Raw genomic sequence first — 21,155 nt, forward strand, 5'->3', positions numbered from 1 at the left:
CGCTGGCGCTTCCCGGCCCCGGTCTGGTCTACTGACCCGACCTCGACTACCCGACCGGGCCGGGGCGCGCCCGCGGGCGACTCCTGACGACCCGAATTCCGAGGCACGAATGACAGCGATACCCGGGCAGACCGCTGCCGCGACGGCGGAGCAGGACCTGCGCGACCTGTTCGGGCAGTCGGTCGCGGTGTACGCGACGCTCGCCGGCCCCGACCACGTGGTCGAGTCCGCCAACCCCGCCTTCCGCACCGCCATCGGCAGCGACCGGGAACCCGCGGGCCGCCCGCTGGCCGAGCTGCTGCCCGCCGCCGCCGGCCGCGACGTCGTGGCCGTGCTCGACCGGGTGCACCGCTCGGGCGAGGCCGCCACCATCAGGGACCTCCGGGTCGTGCTCGGCTCCGGCGCGCCCGCGCGGGAGGCGTTCTTCGACCTCACCGTCGAACCGCGGCGCGGCGGGGTCCAGGTGATCGGGGTCGAGACCACCCAGATCAAGCACGCCCAGCGGCTGCTCGCCGAGCAGCGGATCCTGGTCGAGCACATCGCCAGGCAGGCGCCGCTCGCCGAGGTGCTGGACGGGATGGCGCGCTCGATCGAGAGCCTGGTCCCCGAGCCGGTCCTGGTCTCGGTGCTGCTCGCCGACCCCGACGGCGCGCACCTGCGCCACGGCGCCGCCCCCAGCCTGCCCGCCTTCTACAACGAGGCCATCGACGGCATCGCCACCGGCGAGGGGGTCGGCTCCTGCGGCACCGCCGCGCACCGGCGGGAACCGGTGATCGTCACCGACATCGGTACCGACCCCTTCTGGGCCGACTTCCGCGAACTCGCCGCGCGCGCCGAACTCGCCGCCTGCTGGTCGACCCCGATCCTGGCCCGCGACGGCAGCCTGCTCGGCACCTTCGCCATGTATCACCGGCGCCCGCGCGTCCCGCAGGACAGCGACCTCGCGCTCGCCCGGGTCTTCGCGGGCACCGCCGCGCTCGCCATCGAACGCCACCACATCGAGCAGGCCAAGGCCGCCGCCGAGGCGCGGGCCGAGGCCGCGCGCGAGGAGCTGGCCCGTGCGCTGCGCGCCGAGCACGAGTTGCGGGCCGAGGCCGAGCGGCGGGCCGAGGCGGCCGCCGAGCTCGCGGGGCGGCTGCGGTCGGCGGCGGCCGCGCAGGAGGCGGCGCCGCATCCGGAGCGGTGTCAGCTCGGCGGGCCGGAGGGGTGTGCCGACGTGGCGGAGATCAAGATCGCGGATTCGTGGGGGGATTCGGCGTGGGGTTGCCCCGCGCACGCCGAGGAGGCGATTCTGAACGTGCGGTCGGTGTTCATCGCCAGTGCGGAGCTGGGCGGGTTGGCCGCCTACCTCGGCCGCTGATTCCGGAGGCATCGTTGACCGTCCCCTCGCTGGATACCGAGTACGCCGATCCCACGCCGCTGCAGGTGCGCATCGCCACGCATCGGGATCACTCCGAGCGGGCCGACGATCCCGCCGCGGCCGTGCTGGCGGTGCTGCGACCGACCGGTGCCGAGGACCTCGCCGACATCGGCTGCGGTGATGCGCGATTCCTCGCCGGACTGCGTGCGGCCGGGCACTCGGGCCGGCTCGTCGGGGTGGACGCCGCGCCCGCCATGGTCGCCGCCGCGAACGCCGTTCCCGGTGTGACCGGCGTGCTCGGCGATATCCGCGGCCTGCCCTTCGGCGACGGCGAGTTCGACGTGTGCACTGCCAGGCACATGCTGTACCACGTGCCCGAGCCCGCGGCCGCGCTCGCCGAACTGCGCCGCGTCACCCGCCGGGGCGGGACCGTCGCCGTGGCCGTCAACCATGCCCGAACCTGTGCCCGCGCGCGGGAACTGGTCTGCGCGCACGCCCGCCGTCACGGCTTGCACCCGCGCTCCGGAATGCTCAACGCCGCCGTGAACAGCGATACCGTGCCGGACATGATGCGGGATGTTTTCGGCGACGTCACGGTCGTGAATCACGACAACGCGCTGGTATTCGACCGGCCGCGCCCCCTGATCGCCTTCGCCGAAGCGCTGTTCTCGTTCTGCGGGATAGCGCCCGACGAGCCGCGCCGCGGAGCGGTCCTGTCCGATGTGGCGGCCGAGGCCGAGCGCTGGTTCGCGGAGCATCCGGGCACGGCGTGGCGGGATCCGAAGGGGTACAGCGTGGTTGCGGCCACGGTCGAGGGGTAGGTTGGAAGGATTGCTGACGAGTCTCGTGGGGGTGGATGATGCGCGCCGGCTGGCGGCACGGTGAGCGGTATCTGGTGCGCGCGGTGTCGTGGACCGGCGGTGGCCCGCACCTGGACCTGGCCGAGGTCGGGTCGGGGGAGCGCACCGCGGTCGCGCTGATCGGCACGACCCTCGCGTTCAGCGTGCCTGAGCCCGGGCAGTTCTGCACCGGGCACGCGGTCTTCGCCGCCTCCGGCGAGGTGCAGGGCCGGGATTGCCCCGGAGCCCGGCCCGCGGTGGCCGGGCGGCAGTGCGCGGAGTGCGCCGCCGCCGACGAATTCCGCTTCATCCACCACGTGCACCGCGGCGGCTACATCCCGGACGGCCTGCGTGAGTACGTCGCCCGCCCGCACTGGGTCTACATCGCCACCTTCGCCGACGCCTCCAGCAAGGTCGGCACCGCGGTGCACGCCCGCAGGCGGACCCGCCTCGACGAGCAGGGCGCCGTCCGCGCCACCTACCTGGCCTGGGCCGACTCCGGGGTCACCGCGCGGGAGTACGAAGACCTGGTCTCCGGTGCGCTCGACATCGTGCAGAGCAAGCGGCGCAGCGCCAAGCTGACCGCGCTCTCCCGTCCGCGGCCCGCCGCCGAGATCGAGCGCGCGCACGGGTGGGCCGTCCAGGAGGCGCGCGAAGTTCTGGAGGGCGCCTCGGCCGTGCTGCCGCTGGAGCCGTGGGAGCCGCCCGCGCAGCATGCCGGGATCGCCGGGGACGAGTACCCGCACGCCCTCACCTCCGGTGACCACTGTCTGACCGTGGGGGCGATGGTCGGCTCCGTGGCGTCGGTGACGGTGAACGAGGAGGCGGACCGCTACCTGGCCGATCTCGGGGTGCTCGCCGGGCGGCGGGTGGTGCCGGGTTCCGTTCGCTCACCGGGGATCTCGACTCAGCTCGGGCTGTTCTGAGCTCGGTCCCTCACCAGGTCTGCTGAGCGACGCGCAGGAAGTTGGCGCCGAGCACGGCCGCGAGGTCGGCGGGTGCCCAGCCGCGTCGGGACAGATGGTCGCCGAGGGCGAGGAAGGTCTCCGGCGGCATCCAGGTGATGGGGCCCCAGCGGGTGTAGGAGTCGTCGAACAGCTGCGGGTTGCGGGCGATCTCGCGCAGGAAGTCCGCGGCGTCGAAGGAGTGGTCGGTGCTGACGCCGACGTGGTCGATGCCGACGAGGTCGACGGCGTACTCGAGGTGGCGGGTCATCGCGTCGAGGGTGGGGGTGTTCGGGCCGAGGAAGATGCCGACTCCGGTGATGCCGACGACGCCGCCGGTCTCGGCGCAGGCTCTGGCCTGGTCGTCGGTGATGTTGCGGGGGTGGTCCCACACCGCGCGCAGGCACGAGTGGCTGTAGACGACCGGGCGGGTGGAGGTCGCGCAGATGTCGAGCCCGGTGCGGGCGCCGCAGTGCGAGCCGTCGGGGACCACCGCTGCCGCGTTGAGCTGCTCGATCAGGTCGCGTCCCCAGCGGGTGAGGCCGGGGTCGTCGGTGTCGAGGCAGCCGCCGCCCGCGATGTTGGCGTGGTTGTAGGTCGGGGCCAGGGTGCGGACGCCGAGAGCCGCGAGGTGGGGCAGGTTGTCCAGGTCGCCGTCGAGGGGTGCGGCGTCCTCGAGGTCGAAGGCGATGCTGATCGTTCCCGGTGCGGTCTCCGGGATCTGCCGTGCGGTTGCGGCGAGGTGCAGCCGGGGGTGGGCGGTGATGGCGCTGCGGTAGTGGTGCAGCAGGCGGGTGGCGGCGGCGAAGTCGTGCGGGGAGTAGCCGGCGTTGATCGAGACGAAGGTGGGGCCGGGGTGGGTGAAGCGGGTGAGTGGTTCGACCTCGGCGTCGAGGTGCAGGGGAAGTGCCGCGTGCTGGTCCCAGAGCAGGCTCATGGGTACTGATTCTGCATTCCCGCGCATCGGCACCTTCGCGGGCGCGTCAGCAGAACGTGGTCGGCTCCGCGCCGCCGGCGAGCACCCCGCCCGCGCCGGTGACGACGGCTCCCACCTCGATACAGGTTCGGCCCGGAGCGAAGACCTGCGGGGAGCGGTGCAGGCCGGTCGCGGTGCCGGTGTGGCTGCTGGTGATGTCGGTGTAGGCGACCGCGATCGAGGTCTCCACCTGCGCGTACCCGGACGGGTACGGGTTGACCAGATCGATCCAGCGCGTATCGCACCCGGGAGAGCGGCGCACCGTGAGCACCAGCCGGGTCGGGGCTCCCGACGGGTCGGTGAGCGGGATGGTCGCGGTGATGACCGAGTCACGCGCACAACCGCTTTCCCGTGGATCGGTGCCGTTGAGCTCGGCGCCCGCCTGCGCCGATGGCGCCGGTGCGGTCGCCGCCGCGCACACCAGCACCGCCATCACCGAATTCCGCACCACGCGCATTCCTGCTCCCCTTCGTCGCTATTTCCCGTTGTCCGGCTTCCGCGTTCGCGGAGTCGGCAACGGTGGGAGCTTCACCCCGGAGCGTTCGCTGAAACAGGTTGCGCTGAAACATTCCTCGCGGTTGGGGGGTGGATCGGACCCGTGGTCGCGGACTGCCCCGCCCGGACACCCGGTGGACGCACCGCTGTCCCGCGCCGTCGCTTCCGGGCCGTGCAAGGGCTGACGTCGGCGGTGTGGCGAGAACTGGTGGTCAGGGTGGGGAAACCCGCTGTCAGCGTTCTAGTCTCGCGCAACGGCTGGAACCTGCGCGCACTGCGCCGACCCCGCGCTTCTCCCGGCGGTCGTGCGGCAGATCGCGGCCGGGCGACCGGAGTCCGACCTCTATGTGCGGAGCTGAAGCAGCAGGTACGCGGCGAGCGACGGGCCGTCGGTGATGATTCCCTCGCGAATCATGCCCTCCACCTCGCTCCGCGAGAACCACCGCTGCCGCATGTCCTGCTCGGTCTGCTCCCGGCGTGGCTCACCCGGCACCAGCTCGGTCGCCAGGAACACATCGGCTCCCTGCCCGGTGATGGCGTTGGCGCAGTGCAGGTAGCCGAGCCGCTCCATGTGGCCCGCGGTGAACCCGGTCTCCTCGCCGAGCTCCGCGGCGGCCAGTTGCTCGGGACGGCCGGTGACCCCGGCCGGGAACCCGCCGGAGGGGAACTCCCAGGACCGCGCGCGCAGCGGATACCGGTACTGCTCGACCAGGTGGAACCCGTCGTTCTCCATCGGGACGACGATCGCGAAGTCCGGTTTGTCGATCACGGAGTAGATCCCGGCCGAGCCGTCTTCGCGTTCGATCCGATCCTCCCGCAGCGACAGCCACGGATTCTGGTAGATCACCTTCGAGGCCAGCGTCCTGATCGACATTCGGCCATTGTCGCGGAGATGCCCCCGGGACGGGACAGCCTCGAAACAAGGGCAGGGGCCGGAGTCGTCCTGAGCCCTTCTGATTGACACCTGTATAGACTAATGTCTGGATTCATGGTCGACACGGGAATCGGACGGCGCTCGCTGGGGGGTCGCTCGGTCGACACCGCGGATCGGGTGCTCGACGCGGGGCTGGCGGTACTGCGCGAGCAGGGCTACGACCAGCTCTCCATGCGCGAGGTCGCGCGGCGCTCCGGGCTGACGCACGCCACCGTCTACGGCTACTTCTCGGCCAAGCAGCACCTGGTCACCGAGCTGTACTGGCGCCGGATCCAGCGCTGGTGCGAGCAGCCCGTCGACGGTACCGAGCCGCTGGAGCGGCTGGCGGGGGTCTTCGCCGAGCTCGGGCAGCTCATGGCGGAGGAGCCCGAGCTGGGCGTCGCCGCCTCGGCCGCGGTGCTGAGCCGCGACCCGGACGTGGCGCGGCTGCGCACCTGCATCGGCACCGCGATGACCGGCTGGCTGCGCCGCGCCGCCGGGCCGTCCTGCACGCCGGAGATCCTGGACGCGCTGAGCATCGCCGTCAGCGGCGGCATGATCCAGGCGGGCATGGCGTACGGCTCCTACACCGACATGGCCGAGCGGCTGACCGCGGTCTCCGCGCTGCTGCTGCGCGGCTGAGCATGCGAGTTCTGATCACCGGCGCGACCGGTTTCGTCGGCGCGTGGACCGCGAAGGCCGTGTACGACCACGGCCACCACGTGCGGCTGCTGGCCCGCGATCCGGAACGGGCGGCCGTGGTGGCGGCCGAACTCGGCTTCGACGGCGGCGACGTCGTCCGAGGCGACATGACCGACGCGGAACAGGTGCGCGCGGCGTTGAACGGCTGCGATGCCGTCGTGCACGCGGCAGCGGTGGTCGCGCTCGACCCCGCCGCGGCCGAGTCGATGATCCGCTCCACCGTGACCGGGGCGGAGAACGTGCTCGGCCAGGCGGTGGCGGCCGGGCTCGACCCGGTGGTGTCGGTGTCGAGCGCGGTGGCGCTCTGGCATCCGCGCTGCCCGCTGCTGCACCCGGATCTCCAGCCCGGCGGCGGCGCCGACGCCTACGGCGAGTCCAAGGCGCGGGTCGAGCGGTACGCGCGCGGCCTGCAGCGGGACGGGGCGCCGGTGGTGATCACCTACCCGAGCAGCGTGCTCGGGCCCGCCGTGGCCGGGCGGTTCGGGGAATCCGGCGATGCCGTCGGCGCCTTCCTGCGGTCGGGGATTCCGGGGCGGGGTGCGGCCTTCTCCATCGCCGACGTGCGCGATGTCGCGCAGGCGCACGCCCGCCTGCTCGAACCCGGGCTCGGCCCCCGGCGCTACGTGATCGCCGGGCACCACCTCACCGGCGCCGAACTTGCCGCGCAGCTCAGCGCGATCAGCGGCCGCCGGGTGCGGCACCACCGGGTGCCCGACGCGGCGCTCGTGGCGGCGGGCACGCTCGCCGACCGATTCCGCGACCGGCTCCCGCCGAGCCTGCGCAAACTCGGCGCGGCGGGCGCCCGCTACCTCGTCGACTCGCCGCCCGCCGACAACTCCGCCGCCGAACGCGACCTCGGCCTCACCTTCCGCCCGGTCCGGCAGACCCTCGAGGAGTTGCTCGCCGACCGCAGACGGCTACGCGCCACGCGCTCCTGAATGGACGCTCCGTGCGAGACCGGATGATGGGGGCATGCTGCTTGCCCACCTGAGTGATTCGCACCTGCGCAGTGATGCGCTCGCCGGTGCACCGGCTGCCACCCTGCACCTGGCGCTGGGCCGGATTCTCGCGCTCGAGCCCCGCCCGGATTGCGTGGTGATCACCGGTGACCTCGTCGAGTACGGGCAGCGCGCGGCGTACGCCCAGTTGCGGGAGTTGATCGCGCGCTTTCCGCTGCCGCTGCACCTGGTCGTCGGCAATCACGACGATCCGGGCGCCGTTCGCGAAACCTTCGCGGGCACTGTCGCGCTCGGTGGCGGGGCTGAAACGCACTACGTGGTCGATCACCCCGCGCTGTCGGTTGCCGTGCTCGACTCCCGGCAGCCGGGTGGTCCCTCGGGTCTCGTCGGGGAGCGGCAGTTGCACTGGCTCGACCGGGTTCTGGCCGAGCGTGCCGCGGCGTCGGTGTTCGTGGGCGTGCATCATCCGCCGGTGCCGGTCGGGATCCCGTTTCTCGATGCCATGGGGCTGGCGGATGCCGACGCGCTCGGCGCGGTGCTGGGCAGGCACCGCAACGTCGTCCGGGTGCTGGCCGGGCACGTGCACCGCGCGGTCTCCGCACCGTTCGCGGGCACGCAGGTCTCGATCGCGCCGAGTACCCATCGGCAGAGTTCGCTGACGCTCTCGGCGGATCGCCAGATGGGGTACCTCGCGGAGCCGCCCGCCTTCCTGCTCCACGTCGGAACCGGGGCGGGCGTGGCCACCCACACCCTGCCGATCACCGAGGCGGGCGCGCTGATCGGCGCGTTCTAGGCTTCGTGTGTCGAGGGGAGCGCCGATGACGGAAGTGCGGTTCGGGCAGGAGTTGGTGCGGGCGCTGCTGTGGGAGCAGCATCCCGATCTCGCGGAACTCGAGATCAGGGATGTCGAGGGCGGGTGGGACAACCAGCAATGGCGGCTGGGGAAGGAGCTGGCGGTGCGGTTGCCGCGCACCGAGCGGGCGCCGGGTTTGCTGGCGATCGAGCAGCGATGGTTGCCGGTGCTGGGGCCGCGGTTGCCGTTGCCGGTGCCGCTTCCGGTGCGAATCGGGAGGCCGTCGGCGCTGTTCGCGCACACGTGGACTATCGCGCGCTGGGTCGAGGGCGAGCCGGGCGATCGGGAGCCGATCACCGGCGGTGACGCCGCCGATGCCCTGGCCGGATTCCTCCGCGCGCTGCACAGGGCGGCGCCCGCCGACGCCCCGGTCAACCTCGGGCGCAGTGACCCGCTGGCCGGCGTGCGGGAAGGGCTCGATCGCATCGCGGCCGAGGCTCGCGAGGTGGTGGAGATGGCGTTGGCCGTGCCGGGCTGGCAGAGGCCGCCTGTGTGGCTGCACGGTGATCTGCATCCCGCGAACGTGATCGTCCGCGACGGGACGCTCGCCGGAGTCATCGACTTCGGGGACATGTGCGCGGGCGACCCCGCGACCGATCTCTCGGCGGCCTGGATCGTGTTGCCCGCGGGCGCGTCGAGCCGATTCTTCGACGCCTACGGGCCGGTCGACGAGGCCACCGTCGCCCGTGCGCGGGGATGGGCGGTGCTGCGCGCCCTGGGGCTGATCGCGATCGGGCGGGCGGGCAGGCGCGGGCTGCCCGGTGGCAAGCCGACGTGGGAGCCGGCCGGGTACGCCGCGCTCGACCGCGCGCTGCAGGACGAATGACGAACGGGTTCGACGACGCCCGGGGGTCACTCGGGGCCGACCCGCTACCGCGCCTGCCTGCCGTCGATCCAGACGTGCCGGACCAGCGCCGCATCGGGCGCGTCGAGCGCGGTGCGCAGGGGAGCCGTCAGGAGGAGCAGGTCGGCGGGGGCGCCGACGGTGACGGTTCGCGGGCGGAGGTCGGCGCCGTGCAGGAAGCCGTCGAGCACGGTCCGGGTCGAAACCCGTTCGCCCGGGACGAGTTCGCGGGTCGCGGCGGCGCGCATGATGGCCCACGGGTCGAGCGGGCCGTAGGGGGCGTCGCTGCTCGGCAGCACCGGCACTCCGGCGGCGAGCAGGCTCGCGTAGGGGTAGAGGTGCGGGAGGTCGTCGGGATCGACCTCCGCGCGGTACCTTTCGCGATGGGCGACGACGAAACCGGGTTGGGTGACGACGGTGAGCCCGCGCAGCGCGGCGGGGTCGGGGATGACGGCGCCGTGCTCGATCCGGTCGCCGGGGAGGATGCCGACCTCGTCCAGCACCGCGAGGGTGAGCAGCAGGGACACCCTGGTGACGCAGTGGACGGCCACCGGGAGGCCGCGGTCGTGCAGGGCCGCGATGCGCTCGCGGAGTTCGTCGTAGCCGGGGAGATCGTGGTCGTGCAGGAGCAGTTTGCGCTCGCCGAGCAGGGTCACCCGTTGTGGCAGGGCGGGCACCGAGGTGCGGCCGGGGGTGGCGTCGGTGACGCCGGTGATGCCGTAGGCGGTGAGTTCGCGGCCGAGGGCGGTGAGATCGCCTCGGGGCGGCCAGGTTCCGCGGAGCAGATCGTCCAGGCGCCACAGCCGGCCGGTCGGCTCGCCCGCGGCGTCGCGTTCGACGCCGGGCAGGTGCGGGAGGGGCTCGAGTTCGGCGAGGGCGGCGGTGTTGAGCATCCACAGGGCGCCGGAGCGGTGCTGGACGCGGACGGGGCGGTCGGGGACGAGGTGGTCCAGGGTGTGCCGGTCGACCGAGACTCCGGCGCCGACCGCGCGGATACGGGAGGTCTCCACCGAACGCAGGGCGTCGAGACCGTTCGCGCAATCGACGGATTCGCGCGCCGCCGCCGCGCCGTGCAGGTGGATGTGGTGGTCGTGCAGGCCGGGCAGCAGTACAGCACCGCCGCCGTCGACCTCGGTCTCCCCGCGGGCGCGCAAACCCGGCCCCACCTCGGCGATCACCCCGTCGTCGAGGCGCACGTCGACGCGGCCGACCCGGTCGGTCAGGGTGACATCGCGGATCAGCCGGCTCACAGCAGTGACTCCAGCGGCTGCGTGCCCGGAGCCGGGCCGGGTGCGGTGCGCGGCGCGGGGGAGGCGACCGGGAAGGTGCCGGTCTCGCACTCGACCCACCACTGCCCGTCGCGGAGCGACACCGTGTGCGCGGCAACCGGTCCGGCCGCGGACCGCGCAGCGAGGTCGTGCATGGAGATGTCGATGAGGCGGGCGCGCTCGTCCAGCAGCGCCTCGGCGGCCTCGGCGGCGGCGACGGCGCCGGTGAGCGGGTCGGCGAGGGCATCGCCGCAGGGCACCGGGGTGTGGGCGCAGGGCACCGGGGTGTCGCCGCCTGCGTGCAGCCCGGCACAGGCGGCGATGTCGTCACCGAAGCCGACGCGGTCGGACCCCCGCCCCCGCGCGGTGATCGACAGCCACGAGACCCCGGCCGCGACCATTCCCTCGGCGTCGAGCCCGAGGCGGCGCAGGGCGCGCGGGCGGGAAGCCTCCACCACCAGGTCGGCGCCTGCCACCAGCCGGGCCAGGCGGTCGCGATCGGCCGGGTCGTCGAAATCGACGGTGACGCTCCGCTGCCCGTGGTGCAGCAGGTCGTAGAAACCGGCGGGGCCGGTGCGGGCGCCGTCGGGGCGGGTGCGGCTCTCGACCTTGACTACCTCGGCACCGGTACGGGTCAGCAGGTGGGCGCAGAGCGGGCCCGCCCACAGGGCGCTGAAATCGATCACCCGGGGACGCTCGCGCAGGCGTCGTCGGCGGCCGCCGGAGGTGCGGCGCACCGGTTCCCGGGTGGCAGGGGAGCCGAGCGCGCCGCCGGGCAGCCCGAGCAGGGCGATCCGCTCGTCGGCGGTCCGGACCGGCAGATCGCGGGCCCAATCGGCGAGCGCCGCCCACGGATCGGGGCACTCGGCGCGCTCGACCAGCGCGGGGAGCAGGGCGATGTCGTCGGGGCGCGCAAGCGACAGCCCGACGAAACCGTCGCGCGCGGGCACGGCCAGGAACCGGCCGCCGCAGGAGAAGGGCGCGTTACGGGTGAAGCCTGTGCAGGCGGCGCGCTCACCGAGCAGGCCGACACCGGGCAGCACCGGCGGGCGGCCGGTGCGCACAGCCGCGGCACGGGCGACGCGCTCGAGCGCCCGCTCGACGACGAGCGCGGGCACACCGGGCGCGGCCAGCGGCGGCTCACCGGGGAACCCCGTCAGCGCCATCGCCCCCGACCGCGCCCACGCGGCCAGCGCGGAAACGGAGGGTGCCCCCGGCGAGCCGCCGTCGTCGGCGGCCCATCCGGGCTCGACGGCCACCTCCGGGACGGATCGCGGGTAGCCGGCGGCGCATCCGGACTCGGCGGCCTCCGGCATGCCTACGCCCGCTCCCGCAGCGTATCGGCCAACCCCCACCGCACCGCCGTCTCCGCGTCGACATAGGCCCCGGTCAACACCATCCACGCCGCCCGCCAGCGCCCGATCCGATGCACCACCCCGACCGTCCCGCCCGCCCCTGGCACCAACCCCATGGACAGCTCGGGCAACCGCAGCCGCGCATCGGCGGCGACGTGCACACGGGTGGCGAAGGCGGGAACCTCGAGCCCGGCCCCGATGCACGACCCGTGCAGGTGCGCGTGCACGGTGGTGCCGGGCCGGACGGCCAGCCGATGCAGGGCGTACCCCGCACTGCGCTGCAACCGGACCGCGTGCGAGGTGGGGGCGTGCGTCGCGGTGCCGAATTCGTCCAGGTCCCCGCCGCTGCAGAAATCCGGCCCGGCCCCGTGCAGGTGCACCTCGGTGACCCCGGGATCCAGCGCGGCGATGTCGAGCGCTTCCAGCAGCGCGTCGCGGACCTCGCGGGCGAAGGCATTGCGCCGCTCGGGGCGGTTGAGCGTGAGGTCGAGCCGGTCGCCGCTGCGCTCGGCCAGCACCGGCGGGGCGACCGGATCGGGAACGGGCCGCACCGGCCGGGCGGCCCGCCAGGCGGCGAACTCGTCACCGGCGAGCAGCATGGAGTACGCCAGCGACTCCGCGACCAGCCCGGAAGCGACCGGAGCCCCTGCGGTCAGCCGCAGCAGCCCGTTCATCGCCAGGGCGGCCAGCGGCGCCCGAGCTACCGCTTCGACGATCAAGGGCAGGCTGTCGGGCTCGGCCACCACCCGGGGCGACCACTCCTCCGGTGCCAGCGTGCAGGTCAGCGCGGCCAGCAGCGGATCGGCCGCCTGCGGCGGACGGCGGGTGGCGATGCCGATGGCGACCGGACTCGCCGGGTCGGCCAGCACGGCGCACGCCGCCGCGACAGTCGCCGCGCTCCACCCGGTTTCGTCCACATCGACCACGACCAGCGGCGTCGACGGCACCCCGGCGGAGTCGAGCGTGCTGAACGAGGCGCCGAGCGCGGAGTCGGCGAGCTGCTCCACCGAGACGGCCGCGAGCGTCGGTGGCGGTGTCATGACTCGATGGTCGCACGCCGGGTTCCGGGTTGCATCCAGAGGTGAACGTGTGTTCACCTCGGGGGGAACGTTCGTTCGTCCCGGTAAGGAGCTCGCGTGCACAGTCCGGCGAAAGCGCCGCCGAATCGGCTGCTCACCGCGGTGCTCTGCCTCTCCGGCGTCGTGGTGGCGCTGCAGCACACCCTGGTGGTGCCGCTGCTCGGCGAATTCCCGGAGATCCTCGGGGTCGACTACCCGAGCGCCTCCTGGCTGGTGACGATCACGCTGCTCTGCGCCGCGGTAGCGACGCCGATCCTGTCCCGGCTCGCGGACATGTTCGGCAAGCGGCTCATGATGCTGGTGTCGCTGGGCACCATCGTGGCCGGGTCGCTGATCGCCGCGCTCGGCGGGACCTTCCTCGCGGTGCTGGTCGGGCGCGGCCTGCAGGGGCTGGCCTCGGCGCTGGTGCCGATCGGCATCGCCATGCTGCGCGACGAGCTGCCGCGCGCCAAGGTCGCGGGGGCGACGGCGCTGATGAGCGCGACGCTCGGCATCGGCGGGGCGCTGGGGCTGCCGCTTCCCGGCGTGCTCTACGAGCACCTGGGCTGGCAGTCGATCTTCTGGCTCTCCGCGATCGCGGCGGCGCTGCTCTTCGCCGCGGTGCTCGCCGTCGTGCCGGAGTCCGCGGTCCGCACGCGCGGCCGGTTCGACTTCGGCGGCGCGGTGCTGCTCTCGATCGCGCTGGTGGCGCTGCTGCTGGTGATCTCCAAGGGCGGTTCGTGGGGGTGGACGAGCGGCTACACGCTCGGCGCGGCGGCCGTCGCGGTGCTCGGCTTCGCGGTCTGGTTCCCGTTCGAGCTGCGGGTCAGCCTGCCCATGGTCGACCTGCGCACCTCCGCGCGCCGCCCGGTGCTGCTGACCAATGTCGCGGCGCTGCTCTGCGGGGTCTCCATGTACGCGAACATGCTGGCCACCATCCAGGAGCTGACCATGCCGGTCGGCACCGGGTACGGCTTCGGGCTCTCGGTGCTGGCGGCGGGGCTCTGCATGATGCCCGCCGGGTTGGTGATGGTGGTCTTCGCACCGATCTCGGCACGGCTGATCAGGCGAATCGGGGCCAAGTACACCCTGATGACGGGGACGACGATCCTCGCCGTCGCCTACCTGGTGCGCGTCCTGCTCAACGGCTCGGTGCCGCTGGTCATCGGCGGCGCGATGTTCGTGATGGTGGGCACCGCCATCGCCTACGCGGCCATGCCGATGCTGATCATGGGGTCGGTGCCGATCACCGAGACCGCCTCGGCGAACGGGCTCAACACGCTGCTGCGCTCGGTGGGCACCGCGATCTCCAGCGCGCTCATCTCCGCACTGCTCACCACGATCACCCTCGAGGTCGGCGGCGAGCGGCTGCCCGCGTTCGCCGCCTTCCAGCTGGTGTTCGTCATCGCGGCGGTGGCCGCCGCGGTGGCGACAGCGGTCGCGTTCTTCATCCCGCGGATCGAGCTGCCCGCCGAACCGGTGCCCGACGACGGCGAGCTCCCCGACGAGCTGGTGGTCACCGGGACGGTGCGGGGCGGCGGTGAGCCGATCCGGCACGCCGTGGTCACCGTGCTGCGCACCACCGGCGAGCCCGCCGACTGGGGGCGCGCCGACAACGCGGGGGAGTTCACCGTGGTGCTGCCCGCACCCGGGCCGTACCTGGTGATCACCGGGGCGGACGGGTGGGCGCCGGAGTCGCAGGTCATGGAGCTGGCCGCGGACTCGGAGCGGCCCAGTGTCGTGCTGACCCGGCGGCTCAGCCTGCGGGGCCGGGTCACCGCGGCGGGGGAGCCGTGCGCGGGCGCGATGATCAGCCTGGTCAAGGCCAGCGGGGAGTACGTGGCGGCCACCGTCACCGGCAGCGACGGCGGCTACGAGCTCGCGCAGCCGCCGAGCGGGCGCTACCTGGTGACCGTGCTCGCCGCCGACCGGCGCACCGCGACCAGGCACGTCGCCGTGCTGACCCGGCCGGCCGAGGTCGACTTCGAGCTGGACCACGCGCTGCAGGGGGCGCGGTGAGCGACCGCTCCTCCCGCGACACGGTGATCGCGGCCGCGCGCGAGCTCTTCGCCCGGCGCGGCTACACCGCGACCACGATCAAGGACATCGCCGCCGCCGCGGGCTGCTCGCCCGCGCTCGTCATGAAGCTGACCGGGAGCAAGGCCGAGCTGTTCGCCGCCGCCGACCCCTCCGGCGCCGCGCTGGACGAGGCGCCGCCGCCCGCGGGCGAGCCGCCCGGCGTGCTCATGGTGCGGCGGCTGGTGGAGCGGCGCCGCACCGACGAGCCGGAGCCGTGGGCGATGGCGCCGGTGCTCATCCGGGAATCCGACGATCCGGCGCGCACCCGCGCCGACGTCCGCACCCGCTACCTGGACGCCGTCGCGGAGCGGATCGGCGACACCGCGCCGGACCGGCTGCGCGCCCAGCTCGTCATGGCGCAGCTGCTCGGGCTCGCCGCCGCGCTGCGCCACCTCGAGCTGCTCGACCCCGCCGCCATCGACGACGAGGCGCTGATCCGGCGCTACGGCGCGCTGGTCCAGCGGATCGTCGACGGCGACGGGTGACCGGCTACCCGCCGAGCGCCGCCAGCCCCGCCGCCACCAGCGGCCCGACCGCCAGGTGCGCGTGCTCGAACCCGTCGCCCTCGGTCGCCCCGGCCCGGTGCCGGTGCGTGATCCCCTCGGCGATCACCGCGAGCTTGAGGTGCGCCAGCCCCAGGTAGAAGCCCCACTCGCCGAGGTCGCGGCCGGTGCGCTCGGCGTAGCGCTGCGCGAGCTCGTCGGGGCCGGGCAGCCGCGGGCTGGTCCAGGCCGCGGTCTCGCCGATGATGGCGTCGAGCGCGGCGTGGCGGTAGGTGCACATCTGGGCCAGGTCGGCGAGCGGGTCGCCGAGCGTGGAGAGCTCCCAGTCCACCACCGCGGCGACCCGGCCGGGCGCGGCCAGGATGGTGTTGTCGATGCGGTAGTCGCCGTGCACGATCGAGACCGCCGAGCGGGCCGGGACGGCGGCGGCGAGCCGGTCGTGCAGCCGGTGCAGGTCGGGCAGCTCGCGGGTCTTCACTCGCTCCCACTGCCGCGCCCACAGCGCGACCTGCCTGGTCAGGTACCCCTCGGGGCGACCGAAGCCGGCCAGCCCGACCGCGACGGGATCGATCTCGTGCAGCGCGGCGAGCACCCGGATGAGTTCGTCGGTGCAGGCGGTGATCTCGGCGTCGGAGAAGGCGGCGAGATCGTCGGCGGTGCGGACGACCTGCCCGTCGACGAACCCGGTCACCGCGAACGGCGCCCCCATCACCTGCTCGTCGGTGCAGAGCGCGACCGTCGGCGCCACCGGCACCCCGCTGCCCCGCAGCGCCGCGCAGACCCGGAACTCACGCGCCATGTCGTGCGCGGACGGGGTGAGCCCGGCGGTCGGCGGGCGGCGCAGCACCCAGCGGGTGCGGCCGTCGGTGATCAGGAAGGTCAGGTTGGACTTGCCGCCGGAGATCAGCTCGGCCCGCAGCTCGCCGTCGACCGCGACGTCCCGCTCGGCGAAGAACCGCCGCAGCGCGACCGGATCGAGCCCCTCGTGCACGGTCGCGGTCACCGCGCCTGCTCCCGCGCGGCCCGCTTGGCGGCGCCGACGACCCGCTTGGCCAGCGCCCAGCGGTGCACCTCGGACGGCCCGTCGTAGACCCGGAACGGCCGGACCTCGCGGGAGAGCCGGGCCAGCGGCAGGTCGTCGGAGACGCCGAGCCCGCCGCACATCTGCACCGAGCGGTCCACGATCCGCCCGATCGCCTCGGCGCCGAAGGTCTTGGCGATGGCGGTCGCGTTCGCGGCGGCGCCGCCCTGGTCCAGCTCCCAGCAGGCGCGCACCAGCAGGGCGCGGGTGGCGGCGATGTCGATCTCGTTGTCGGCGACCAGTTGCTGCACCATGCCGAGATCGCCGAGCACCGAGCCGAAGCCGCGGCGCTGCGCCACGTGCGCGACGGCGATGTCGTGCGCGCGCCTGGCGGCGCCGAGCCAGCGCATGACGTGGGTCATCCGGGCCGGGCCGAGCCGCACCTGGGCGTAGGCGAACCCCTCGTCGACCGCGCCGAGCACGGCCTCGTCGGGGACGAAGAGATCGTCGAAGAAGACCTCGCAGTGTCCGCCGATCATCGAGCGGTCCAGCGTGCTGATGTGGCGCTCCACCCGCAGCCCGGGCGCGTCGGCCGGGCTGAGGAACATGGTGGCGCCGCCGCGGTCGCCGGGCGCGCCGGAGGTGCGGGCCATGATGATGAAGAACCCGGCGCCGTCCGCGCCGGTGATGAACCACTTGTGGCCGCTGATCTTCCAGCCGCCCGGGGCCTTCTCCGCCCGGGTGGTGAGCGCGGAGGGGTCCGAGCCCGCGCCGGGGGCGGGCTCGGTCATGGCGAAGGCCGAGCGCTGGTCGCCGTGTGCGAGCGGCGCGAGGAACCGCTGCTTCTGCTCCGGGCTCGCGACGTGCGCGAGCAGGTGCACGTTGCCCTCGTCCGGGGCGGCGATGTGCACCGCGAGCGGCCCGAAGAGCGAGTACCCCGCGGCCTCGAAGACCGGCGCGCGGTCGCTCATGTCCAGCCCGAGCCCGCCGTACTCGACCGGCGCGTGCGGGGCGAAGATGCCGCGGCTCCGCGCCTCGCCCTGCAGCTCGACCCGGATCTTGTCGGAGCCCGCGACGGCGATGTCGCCGCCGTTGGCGTCCTCGACCGGGAGCACCACCTCCCGCACGAAGGCCTCGGTGCGGGTGACGAGGCCGGTGACCTCGTCCGAGTACGACAGCTCCACCGTCATGACGCTCCCGTCGGAATCCCGCCCGCACCTCGGCCGGCGCGGGCTAATGACCATTAGCCTAGCGTGCCGCTGTATTGACCGTGCGCGATGGGTTGGCGGCTACTCGGCGGTTGCCGGTGCGATTCGGTCGGATCACCGACAGACAGCGGCGGGTGCGGGCCCTAGGTTCGGAGTACCGGGATCGTCGCGCTCGCCGAAAGGATGTCCGTCCATGACCAGCACGCAGCTCCCGACGCCCCCGCCCCGGCGGTGACGGCGGCCGGGCTCGTCCTCGACCCGGCCGCGCTGCGCCGCGCCGTCCGCGCGGCCACCGCCGGACGCTCCGGCCCCGCGCTCACCCGCGCCCGCGAGCGCGCGCTCAGCGACTACGTCAACGGCGCCGCCGCGCACCTGCCGCCGGTGCGCTGGATGCGGGTGCACGACGCGCCGCCGGTGCTGGCCGCGCGCACCGACCGCTACCCGGAGCCCGCCGATGTCGCCGCCCGCTGGGCCGCGGCGCTGCGCACCGCCCCGCCCGCCGCCGACCGGCTGCCCGGCGCGATCTCCGCGCAGTGCTGGACCCCGATCGGCATCCTGCGGGTCTGGTACCTCACCGACCGCAACGCCTACCTCACCTACTGGCGGCACCGGCGGGGCGAGCGGTGAGCAGGCTGCTCGCCGAGATCGGCGCGCTGGCGACGGGTGTCCTGACCACCGGCCTTGCCGTGACCCTGCGCCAACAGCTGATCCAGGCGGAGTCGGTGCTGGAGCGGTGGCGCGCGGCCGCCGATCCGGAGGAGTAGCTCGCCTCCCCGGGGTATTCCGCGCCGAACTACTCTCGAGGGCCCGCCGGGCTTTCGTGGCCGGAAGGAACGCCTGGTGCCCGTCACGCTCGCCGATATCGCCCGCGATCTGCGCTGCCCGCTCCCGCCGGGGGCCGGGGACGCACCCGTCACCGACGTCGCCGCCGACTCGCGGGCGGTCGAGCCGGGCACGCTGTGGTTCGCGCTGCCCGGGCAGCGGCACCACGGCCTCGACTTCGAGGAGCAGGCGCGGCGCCGCGGCGCGGTGGCGGTGGTCAGCGACCGGCCCGCGCGCACGCTGCCCACCCTGGTGGTCGCGGCGCCGCGGCCCGCGCTCGGCCCGCTGGCCGCCCGGCTGCACGGCGACCCCTCGCGGCAGCTTCCGGTCTTCGGGGTGACCGGAACCAACGGCAAGACCTCGACCACCTACCTGCTCGACGCGGGGCTGGCGGGCGCCGGAATCCGGCGCGGGCTGCTCGGCGGCATCGTCGCCCGGACCCCGGCAGGCTCGGAACCGGCGACCCGGACCACCCCGGAGGCCGATGTCATCGCCAGGCACCTGGCCCGCTGCGTCGCCGACGGCGCGGGCGCGGCGGTGCTCGAGGTGTCGTCGCACGGGCTCACCGAGCACCGGGTGGACGGCACGCACTTCGCCTGCGTCGCCTTCACCGGCCTCGCCCGCGACCACCTCGACCACCACGGCTCGATGGAGAGCTACTTCGCGGCCAAGGCCGCGCTCTTCGACCCCGCGCGCAGCGAGCGCGCGGTGGTAGCCGTCGACGACCTCTGGGGGCTGCGGCTCGCCGAGCGGGCGTTGCTGCCCACCGTCACCTGCACCACGACGCCCGGGGTCGCCGCGGACTGGCGGGCCACCGACATCCACGCCGAGCTGACCGGAACCCGCTTCCGCGCGCACGGCCCGGCCGGCTCCTTCCCGGTGCGGCTGCGGCTGCTCGGCACCCACCAGGTGCGCAATGCCCTGACCGCGCTTGCCGTCCTGGCGGGCGCGGGAATCGACCCCGAGCTCGCCGCGGCGGGGATGGCCGGGCTCGGGGTGGTGCCGGGGCGGCTGGAGCGGGTCGACGCCGGTCAGGACTTCCTCGCCTTCGTCGACTACGCGCACAACGAGGACGGCCAGCGCGCGGTGCTCTCCTGGGCCAGGACCGCCACCGCGGGCAGGCTCATCATGGTGATCGGCGCGACCGGCGACCGGGATGCGGGCAAGCGCGCGGCGCTCGGCCGGACCGCGGCGCACCGGGCCGACCTCGTCGTGGTCACCGACGAGAGCCCGGAGCACGAATCCGCGCCCGACCTGCGCCGCCAGGTGCTCGCGGGCGCCACCGGCGGCGCGACCGTCGAGATCGCCGACCGGGGCGCCGCCATCCGGCACGCCGTCGCCGCCGCCCGCCCCGGCGACCTGGTGCTGCTCGCGGGCCGCGGCGCCGACACCGTGCAGCGCTACGGCGCCACGACCAGGCACTTCGACGACCGCGCCGAGCTGGAGGCGGCGCTGCGCGAGCGTCGCCCGGCACCGGCGCCTCAGCCCTCGATGCGGTCCAGGTAGGCGCGGCGCCGCCGGGCGTCGTACTGCCCGGGGGCGCGGCCGACGAAGCGCCGCTTCACCAGGCGCAGCGCCGCTTCGGGGACGCCCTGCTCGACCGTGCCCATCGGCGCCAGCCAGCGCGGAATCGTCACCTCGGCGCGCCGGTGCCGCACGGTGTCGGCGATGGCCTCGCCCACCTCCCCGGGCTGCAGGGTGGGCTGCAGCGCCAGGTTCACCCCCGAGGTGAGCTCGGTGTGCACCGCCGCGGGCATGACGGTGGTGACGCTCACCCCGGTGCCGTCCAGCTCGGCGCGGACCGCACGGGAGAGCGCGGCGACCGCGAACTTGGAGGCGCAGTACACCGCCGCGCCCGGCGTGGTCACCTTCGCCGCCATCGAGGCCACATTGACGATGTGGCCGCGCCCGCGCGCCACCATGCCCGGCAGCGCCAGGCTCATCCCGTTGACCACCCCGCCCACGTTGATCGCCAGCTCGCGGTGGTGCCCCGCGAGATCCAGCTCCAGGTAGGGGGCGAGCCGCATGATGCCCGCGTTGTTCACCAGGATCTGCACCGGCCCGCTCGCCGCCGCGGCCGCCAGGAACGCGGCGAAGCTCTCCGGGTCGGTGACGTCCAGCGGGGCCGCGTGCCCGCCGATCTCGGCCGCCGTCGCCTCCGCCGCGGCCGCGTCGATATCGCCGATCCATACCCGGGCACCGCGCGCGGCCAGCGCGAGCGCGGTGGCCCGGCCGATTCCCCGTGCCCCGCCGGTGACGCAGGCGGTCGCGCCGTCGAGCCGGGTCATCGCCGCACCCCCGGCCGCGGCGCGCGCAGGGCGAAGTAGCCGACCGCGCGGAACTCACCGCCGGTCGACCGCAGCTGCGCCCGGCCAAGGTACACCCCCGGCACCAGCTCGACGATCTCGTCCCTGACCCGTTCGATCGGCACCACCCGGCTGCCCGGGTTGCCGAGCACCGGGTCGGTGTAGGTCACCGCGACAACCTGGTTGTGCGGAGCCAGCACCGCCTGCTCGACCCGGTGCGTGAACCGGAAGCCGCGGTACCCGGTGCCGCTGCGCACCCAGCCCCGGTAGCCGGGGACCGCGGCCCGCAGCGCGAGGTAGGCCAGCCGGTTGAGCCGGTTGGCGCCGGTGCCGGTGGCGGCGTCGAAGCTCTTGCCGACCCAGCCGGGCTCGATCGCGACCACCGGGTTGAGCAGCGTCAGCTCCGGCATGCCGAAGAGCTTGCCGACCACGATGCCCTCGTAGTCGCCGTGCAGCCGCGGCGCGGTGCCCGCGGCGAAGAGCGCGTCGAGCAGCGCGCGGTCGTCGGCGGCGCTCGCCGCCAGCACGTGGTCCCAGCAGGCGAGGCGGGCGCGGGCGGGCGCCGTCGCGGTCAGTTCGCGGAGCTCGTCGAGCAGCGCCGCTGGATGGTCGCCGGTCTCGGTGGCGAGTGCGGACGGAATGGTCACGGG

22 protein-coding genes are annotated in these 21,155 nt (G+C 74.3%); 12 read left to right on the forward strand and 10 right to left on the reverse strand.

Annotated features, from left to right (window positions below):
• Positions 1–109 precede the first annotated feature (109 nt).
• The 3 genes from LTT61_RS32195 (at position 110) to LTT61_RS32205 (ending at position 3,125) form a co-directional block, all read left to right on the forward strand.
• Positions 110–1,360: a GAF domain-containing protein gene (locus LTT61_RS32195; RefSeq protein ID WP_233017766.1), complete on the forward strand. Its 1,251-nt coding sequence runs from the start codon at positions 110–112 to the stop codon at positions 1,358–1,360.
• Positions 1,361–1,482: 122 nt separating this feature from the next.
• Positions 1,483–2,181 carry a class I SAM-dependent methyltransferase gene (locus LTT61_RS32200; protein ID WP_233017767.1) on the forward strand — a complete coding sequence of 233 codons (699 nt, stop codon included), beginning with the start codon at positions 1,483–1,485 and terminating at the stop codon, positions 2,179–2,181.
• Positions 2,182–2,216: 35 nt separating this feature from the next.
• Positions 2,217–3,125, forward strand: a complete 909-nt coding sequence (locus LTT61_RS32205) for a DUF2797 domain-containing protein (RefSeq protein ID WP_233017768.1) — start codon at positions 2,217–2,219, stop codon at positions 3,123–3,125.
• Between the two features lie 10 nt (positions 3,126–3,135).
• On the opposite strand, the gene LTT61_RS32210 is transcribed toward LTT61_RS32205, so the two are convergent.
• The 3 genes from LTT61_RS32210 to LTT61_RS32220 form a co-directional block, all read right to left on the reverse strand.
• On the reverse strand, positions 3,136–4,080 hold the full coding sequence (locus LTT61_RS32210; protein ID WP_233017769.1) for a dipeptidase: 945 nt from the start codon (positions 4,078–4,080) through the stop codon (positions 3,136–3,138).
• A 46-nt stretch (positions 4,081–4,126) separates the two neighbouring features.
• Positions 4,127–4,576 (reverse strand): hypothetical protein, encoded by a 450-nt coding sequence (locus LTT61_RS32215; RefSeq protein WP_233017770.1) that lies wholly within the window; start codon positions 4,574–4,576, stop codon positions 4,127–4,129.
• 381 nt (positions 4,577–4,957) lie between these two features.
• A complete protein-coding gene (locus LTT61_RS32220; RefSeq protein WP_233017771.1) occupies positions 4,958–5,488 on the reverse strand; it encodes an NUDIX domain-containing protein in 531 nt (176 codons plus the stop codon).
• 114 nt (positions 5,489–5,602) lie between these two features.
• Here LTT61_RS32220 and LTT61_RS32225 point away from each other — a divergent pair, with 114 nt between their 5' ends.
• From LTT61_RS32225 to LTT61_RS32240, 4 genes are read left to right on the forward strand one after another with little or no spacing between them, the layout of a single operon-like run.
• The gene (locus LTT61_RS32225; protein WP_233017772.1) at positions 5,603–6,169 is read left to right on the forward strand and encodes a TetR/AcrR family transcriptional regulator; all 567 of its coding nucleotides are present in this window, start codon (positions 5,603–5,605) and stop codon (positions 6,167–6,169) included.
• A gap of 2 nt (positions 6,170–6,171) precedes the next feature.
• Positions 6,172–7,167, forward strand: a complete 996-nt coding sequence (locus LTT61_RS32230) for an SDR family NAD(P)-dependent oxidoreductase (RefSeq protein WP_233017773.1) — start codon at positions 6,172–6,174, stop codon at positions 7,165–7,167.
• A 34-nt stretch (positions 7,168–7,201) separates the two neighbouring features.
• Positions 7,202–7,981 (forward strand): phosphodiesterase, encoded by a 780-nt coding sequence (locus tag LTT61_RS32235; protein WP_233017774.1) that lies wholly within the window; start codon positions 7,202–7,204, stop codon positions 7,979–7,981.
• A 25-nt stretch (positions 7,982–8,006) separates the two neighbouring features.
• Positions 8,007–8,867: an aminoglycoside phosphotransferase family protein gene (locus LTT61_RS32240; protein ID WP_233017775.1), complete on the forward strand. Its 861-nt coding sequence runs from the start codon at positions 8,007–8,009 to the stop codon at positions 8,865–8,867.
• A gap of 44 nt (positions 8,868–8,911) precedes the next feature.
• Here LTT61_RS32240 and LTT61_RS32245 read toward each other — a convergent pair whose 3' ends face one another.
• Genes LTT61_RS32245 through LTT61_RS32255 form a run of 3 tightly spaced genes read right to left on the reverse strand, consistent with a single transcriptional unit; the run spans position 8,912 to position 12,548 of the window.
• Complete coding sequence (locus LTT61_RS32245) at positions 8,912–10,135, reverse strand: amidohydrolase family protein (RefSeq protein ID WP_233017776.1); 1,224 nt, start codon at positions 10,133–10,135, stop codon at positions 8,912–8,914.
• Complete coding sequence (locus LTT61_RS32250; RefSeq protein ID WP_233017777.1) at positions 10,132–11,469, reverse strand: CoA transferase; 1,338 nt, start codon at positions 11,467–11,469, stop codon at positions 10,132–10,134. Before LTT61_RS32250 ends, LTT61_RS32245 begins: the two co-directional genes overlap by 4 nt.
• Positions 11,470–11,471: 2 nt before the next feature.
• Positions 11,472–12,548: an enoyl-CoA hydratase/isomerase family protein gene (locus LTT61_RS32255; RefSeq protein ID WP_233017778.1), complete on the reverse strand. Its 1,077-nt coding sequence runs from the start codon at positions 12,546–12,548 to the stop codon at positions 11,472–11,474.
• Positions 12,549–12,644: 96 nt separating this feature from the next.
• On the opposite strand from LTT61_RS32255, the gene LTT61_RS32260 reads away from it, so the two are divergent.
• Together LTT61_RS32260 and LTT61_RS32265 are read left to right on the forward strand one after the other, a co-directional pair.
• Positions 12,645–14,585 (forward strand): MFS transporter, encoded by a 1,941-nt coding sequence (locus LTT61_RS32260; protein WP_233017779.1) that lies wholly within the window; start codon positions 12,645–12,647, stop codon positions 14,583–14,585.
• Complete coding sequence (locus LTT61_RS32265) at positions 14,582–15,130, forward strand: TetR/AcrR family transcriptional regulator (protein ID WP_233017780.1); 549 nt, start codon at positions 14,582–14,584, stop codon at positions 15,128–15,130. The genes LTT61_RS32260 and LTT61_RS32265 overlap by 4 nt, the downstream gene beginning before the upstream one ends.
• A 4-nt stretch (positions 15,131–15,134) precedes the next feature.
• Here LTT61_RS32265 and LTT61_RS32270 read toward each other — a convergent pair whose 3' ends face one another.
• Both LTT61_RS32270 and LTT61_RS32275 read right to left on the reverse strand, forming a co-directional pair.
• Positions 15,135–16,151 (reverse strand): phosphotransferase family protein, encoded by a 1,017-nt coding sequence (locus tag LTT61_RS32270; protein ID WP_233017781.1) that lies wholly within the window; start codon positions 16,149–16,151, stop codon positions 15,135–15,137.
• Positions 16,148–17,359, reverse strand: a complete 1,212-nt coding sequence (locus LTT61_RS32275; RefSeq protein ID WP_233017782.1) for an acyl-CoA dehydrogenase family protein — start codon at positions 17,357–17,359, stop codon at positions 16,148–16,150. The genes LTT61_RS32270 and LTT61_RS32275 overlap by 4 nt, the downstream gene beginning before the upstream one ends.
• Before the next feature lie 201 nt (positions 17,360–17,560).
• Between LTT61_RS32275 and LTT61_RS32280 the strand changes: the two genes are divergently transcribed.
• The 3 genes from LTT61_RS32280 (at position 17,561) to LTT61_RS32290 (ending at position 19,705) form a co-directional block, all read left to right on the forward strand.
• Positions 17,561–18,004, forward strand: coding sequence for a hypothetical protein (locus LTT61_RS32280; RefSeq protein ID WP_233017783.1), 444 nt, complete (start codon positions 17,561–17,563; stop codon positions 18,002–18,004).
• Positions 18,001–18,141: a hypothetical protein gene (locus LTT61_RS32285; protein WP_233017784.1), complete on the forward strand. Its 141-nt coding sequence runs from the start codon at positions 18,001–18,003 to the stop codon at positions 18,139–18,141. Before LTT61_RS32280 ends, LTT61_RS32285 begins: the two co-directional genes overlap by 4 nt.
• 76 nt (positions 18,142–18,217) lie before the next feature.
• Positions 18,218–19,705, forward strand: a complete 1,488-nt coding sequence (locus LTT61_RS32290) for a Mur ligase family protein (RefSeq protein WP_233017785.1) — start codon at positions 18,218–18,220, stop codon at positions 19,703–19,705.
• On the opposite strand, the gene LTT61_RS32295 is transcribed toward LTT61_RS32290, so the two are convergent.
• Positions 19,681–20,487, reverse strand: a complete 807-nt coding sequence (locus LTT61_RS32295) for an SDR family NAD(P)-dependent oxidoreductase (RefSeq protein ID WP_233017786.1) — start codon at positions 20,485–20,487, stop codon at positions 19,681–19,683. The two genes, LTT61_RS32290 and LTT61_RS32295, sit on opposite strands and share 25 nt — an antisense overlap.
• On the reverse strand, positions 20,484–21,152 hold the full coding sequence (locus LTT61_RS32300; protein WP_233017787.1) for a hypothetical protein: 669 nt from the start codon (positions 21,150–21,152) through the stop codon (positions 20,484–20,486). The genes LTT61_RS32295 and LTT61_RS32300 overlap by 4 nt, the downstream gene beginning before the upstream one ends.
• Between the last annotated feature and the right edge of the window lie 3 nt (positions 21,153–21,155).

This window comes from Nocardia asteroides (assembly GCF_021183625.1).
Lineage (GTDB): Bacteria > Actinomycetota > Actinomycetes > Mycobacteriales > Mycobacteriaceae > Nocardia > Nocardia asteroides_A.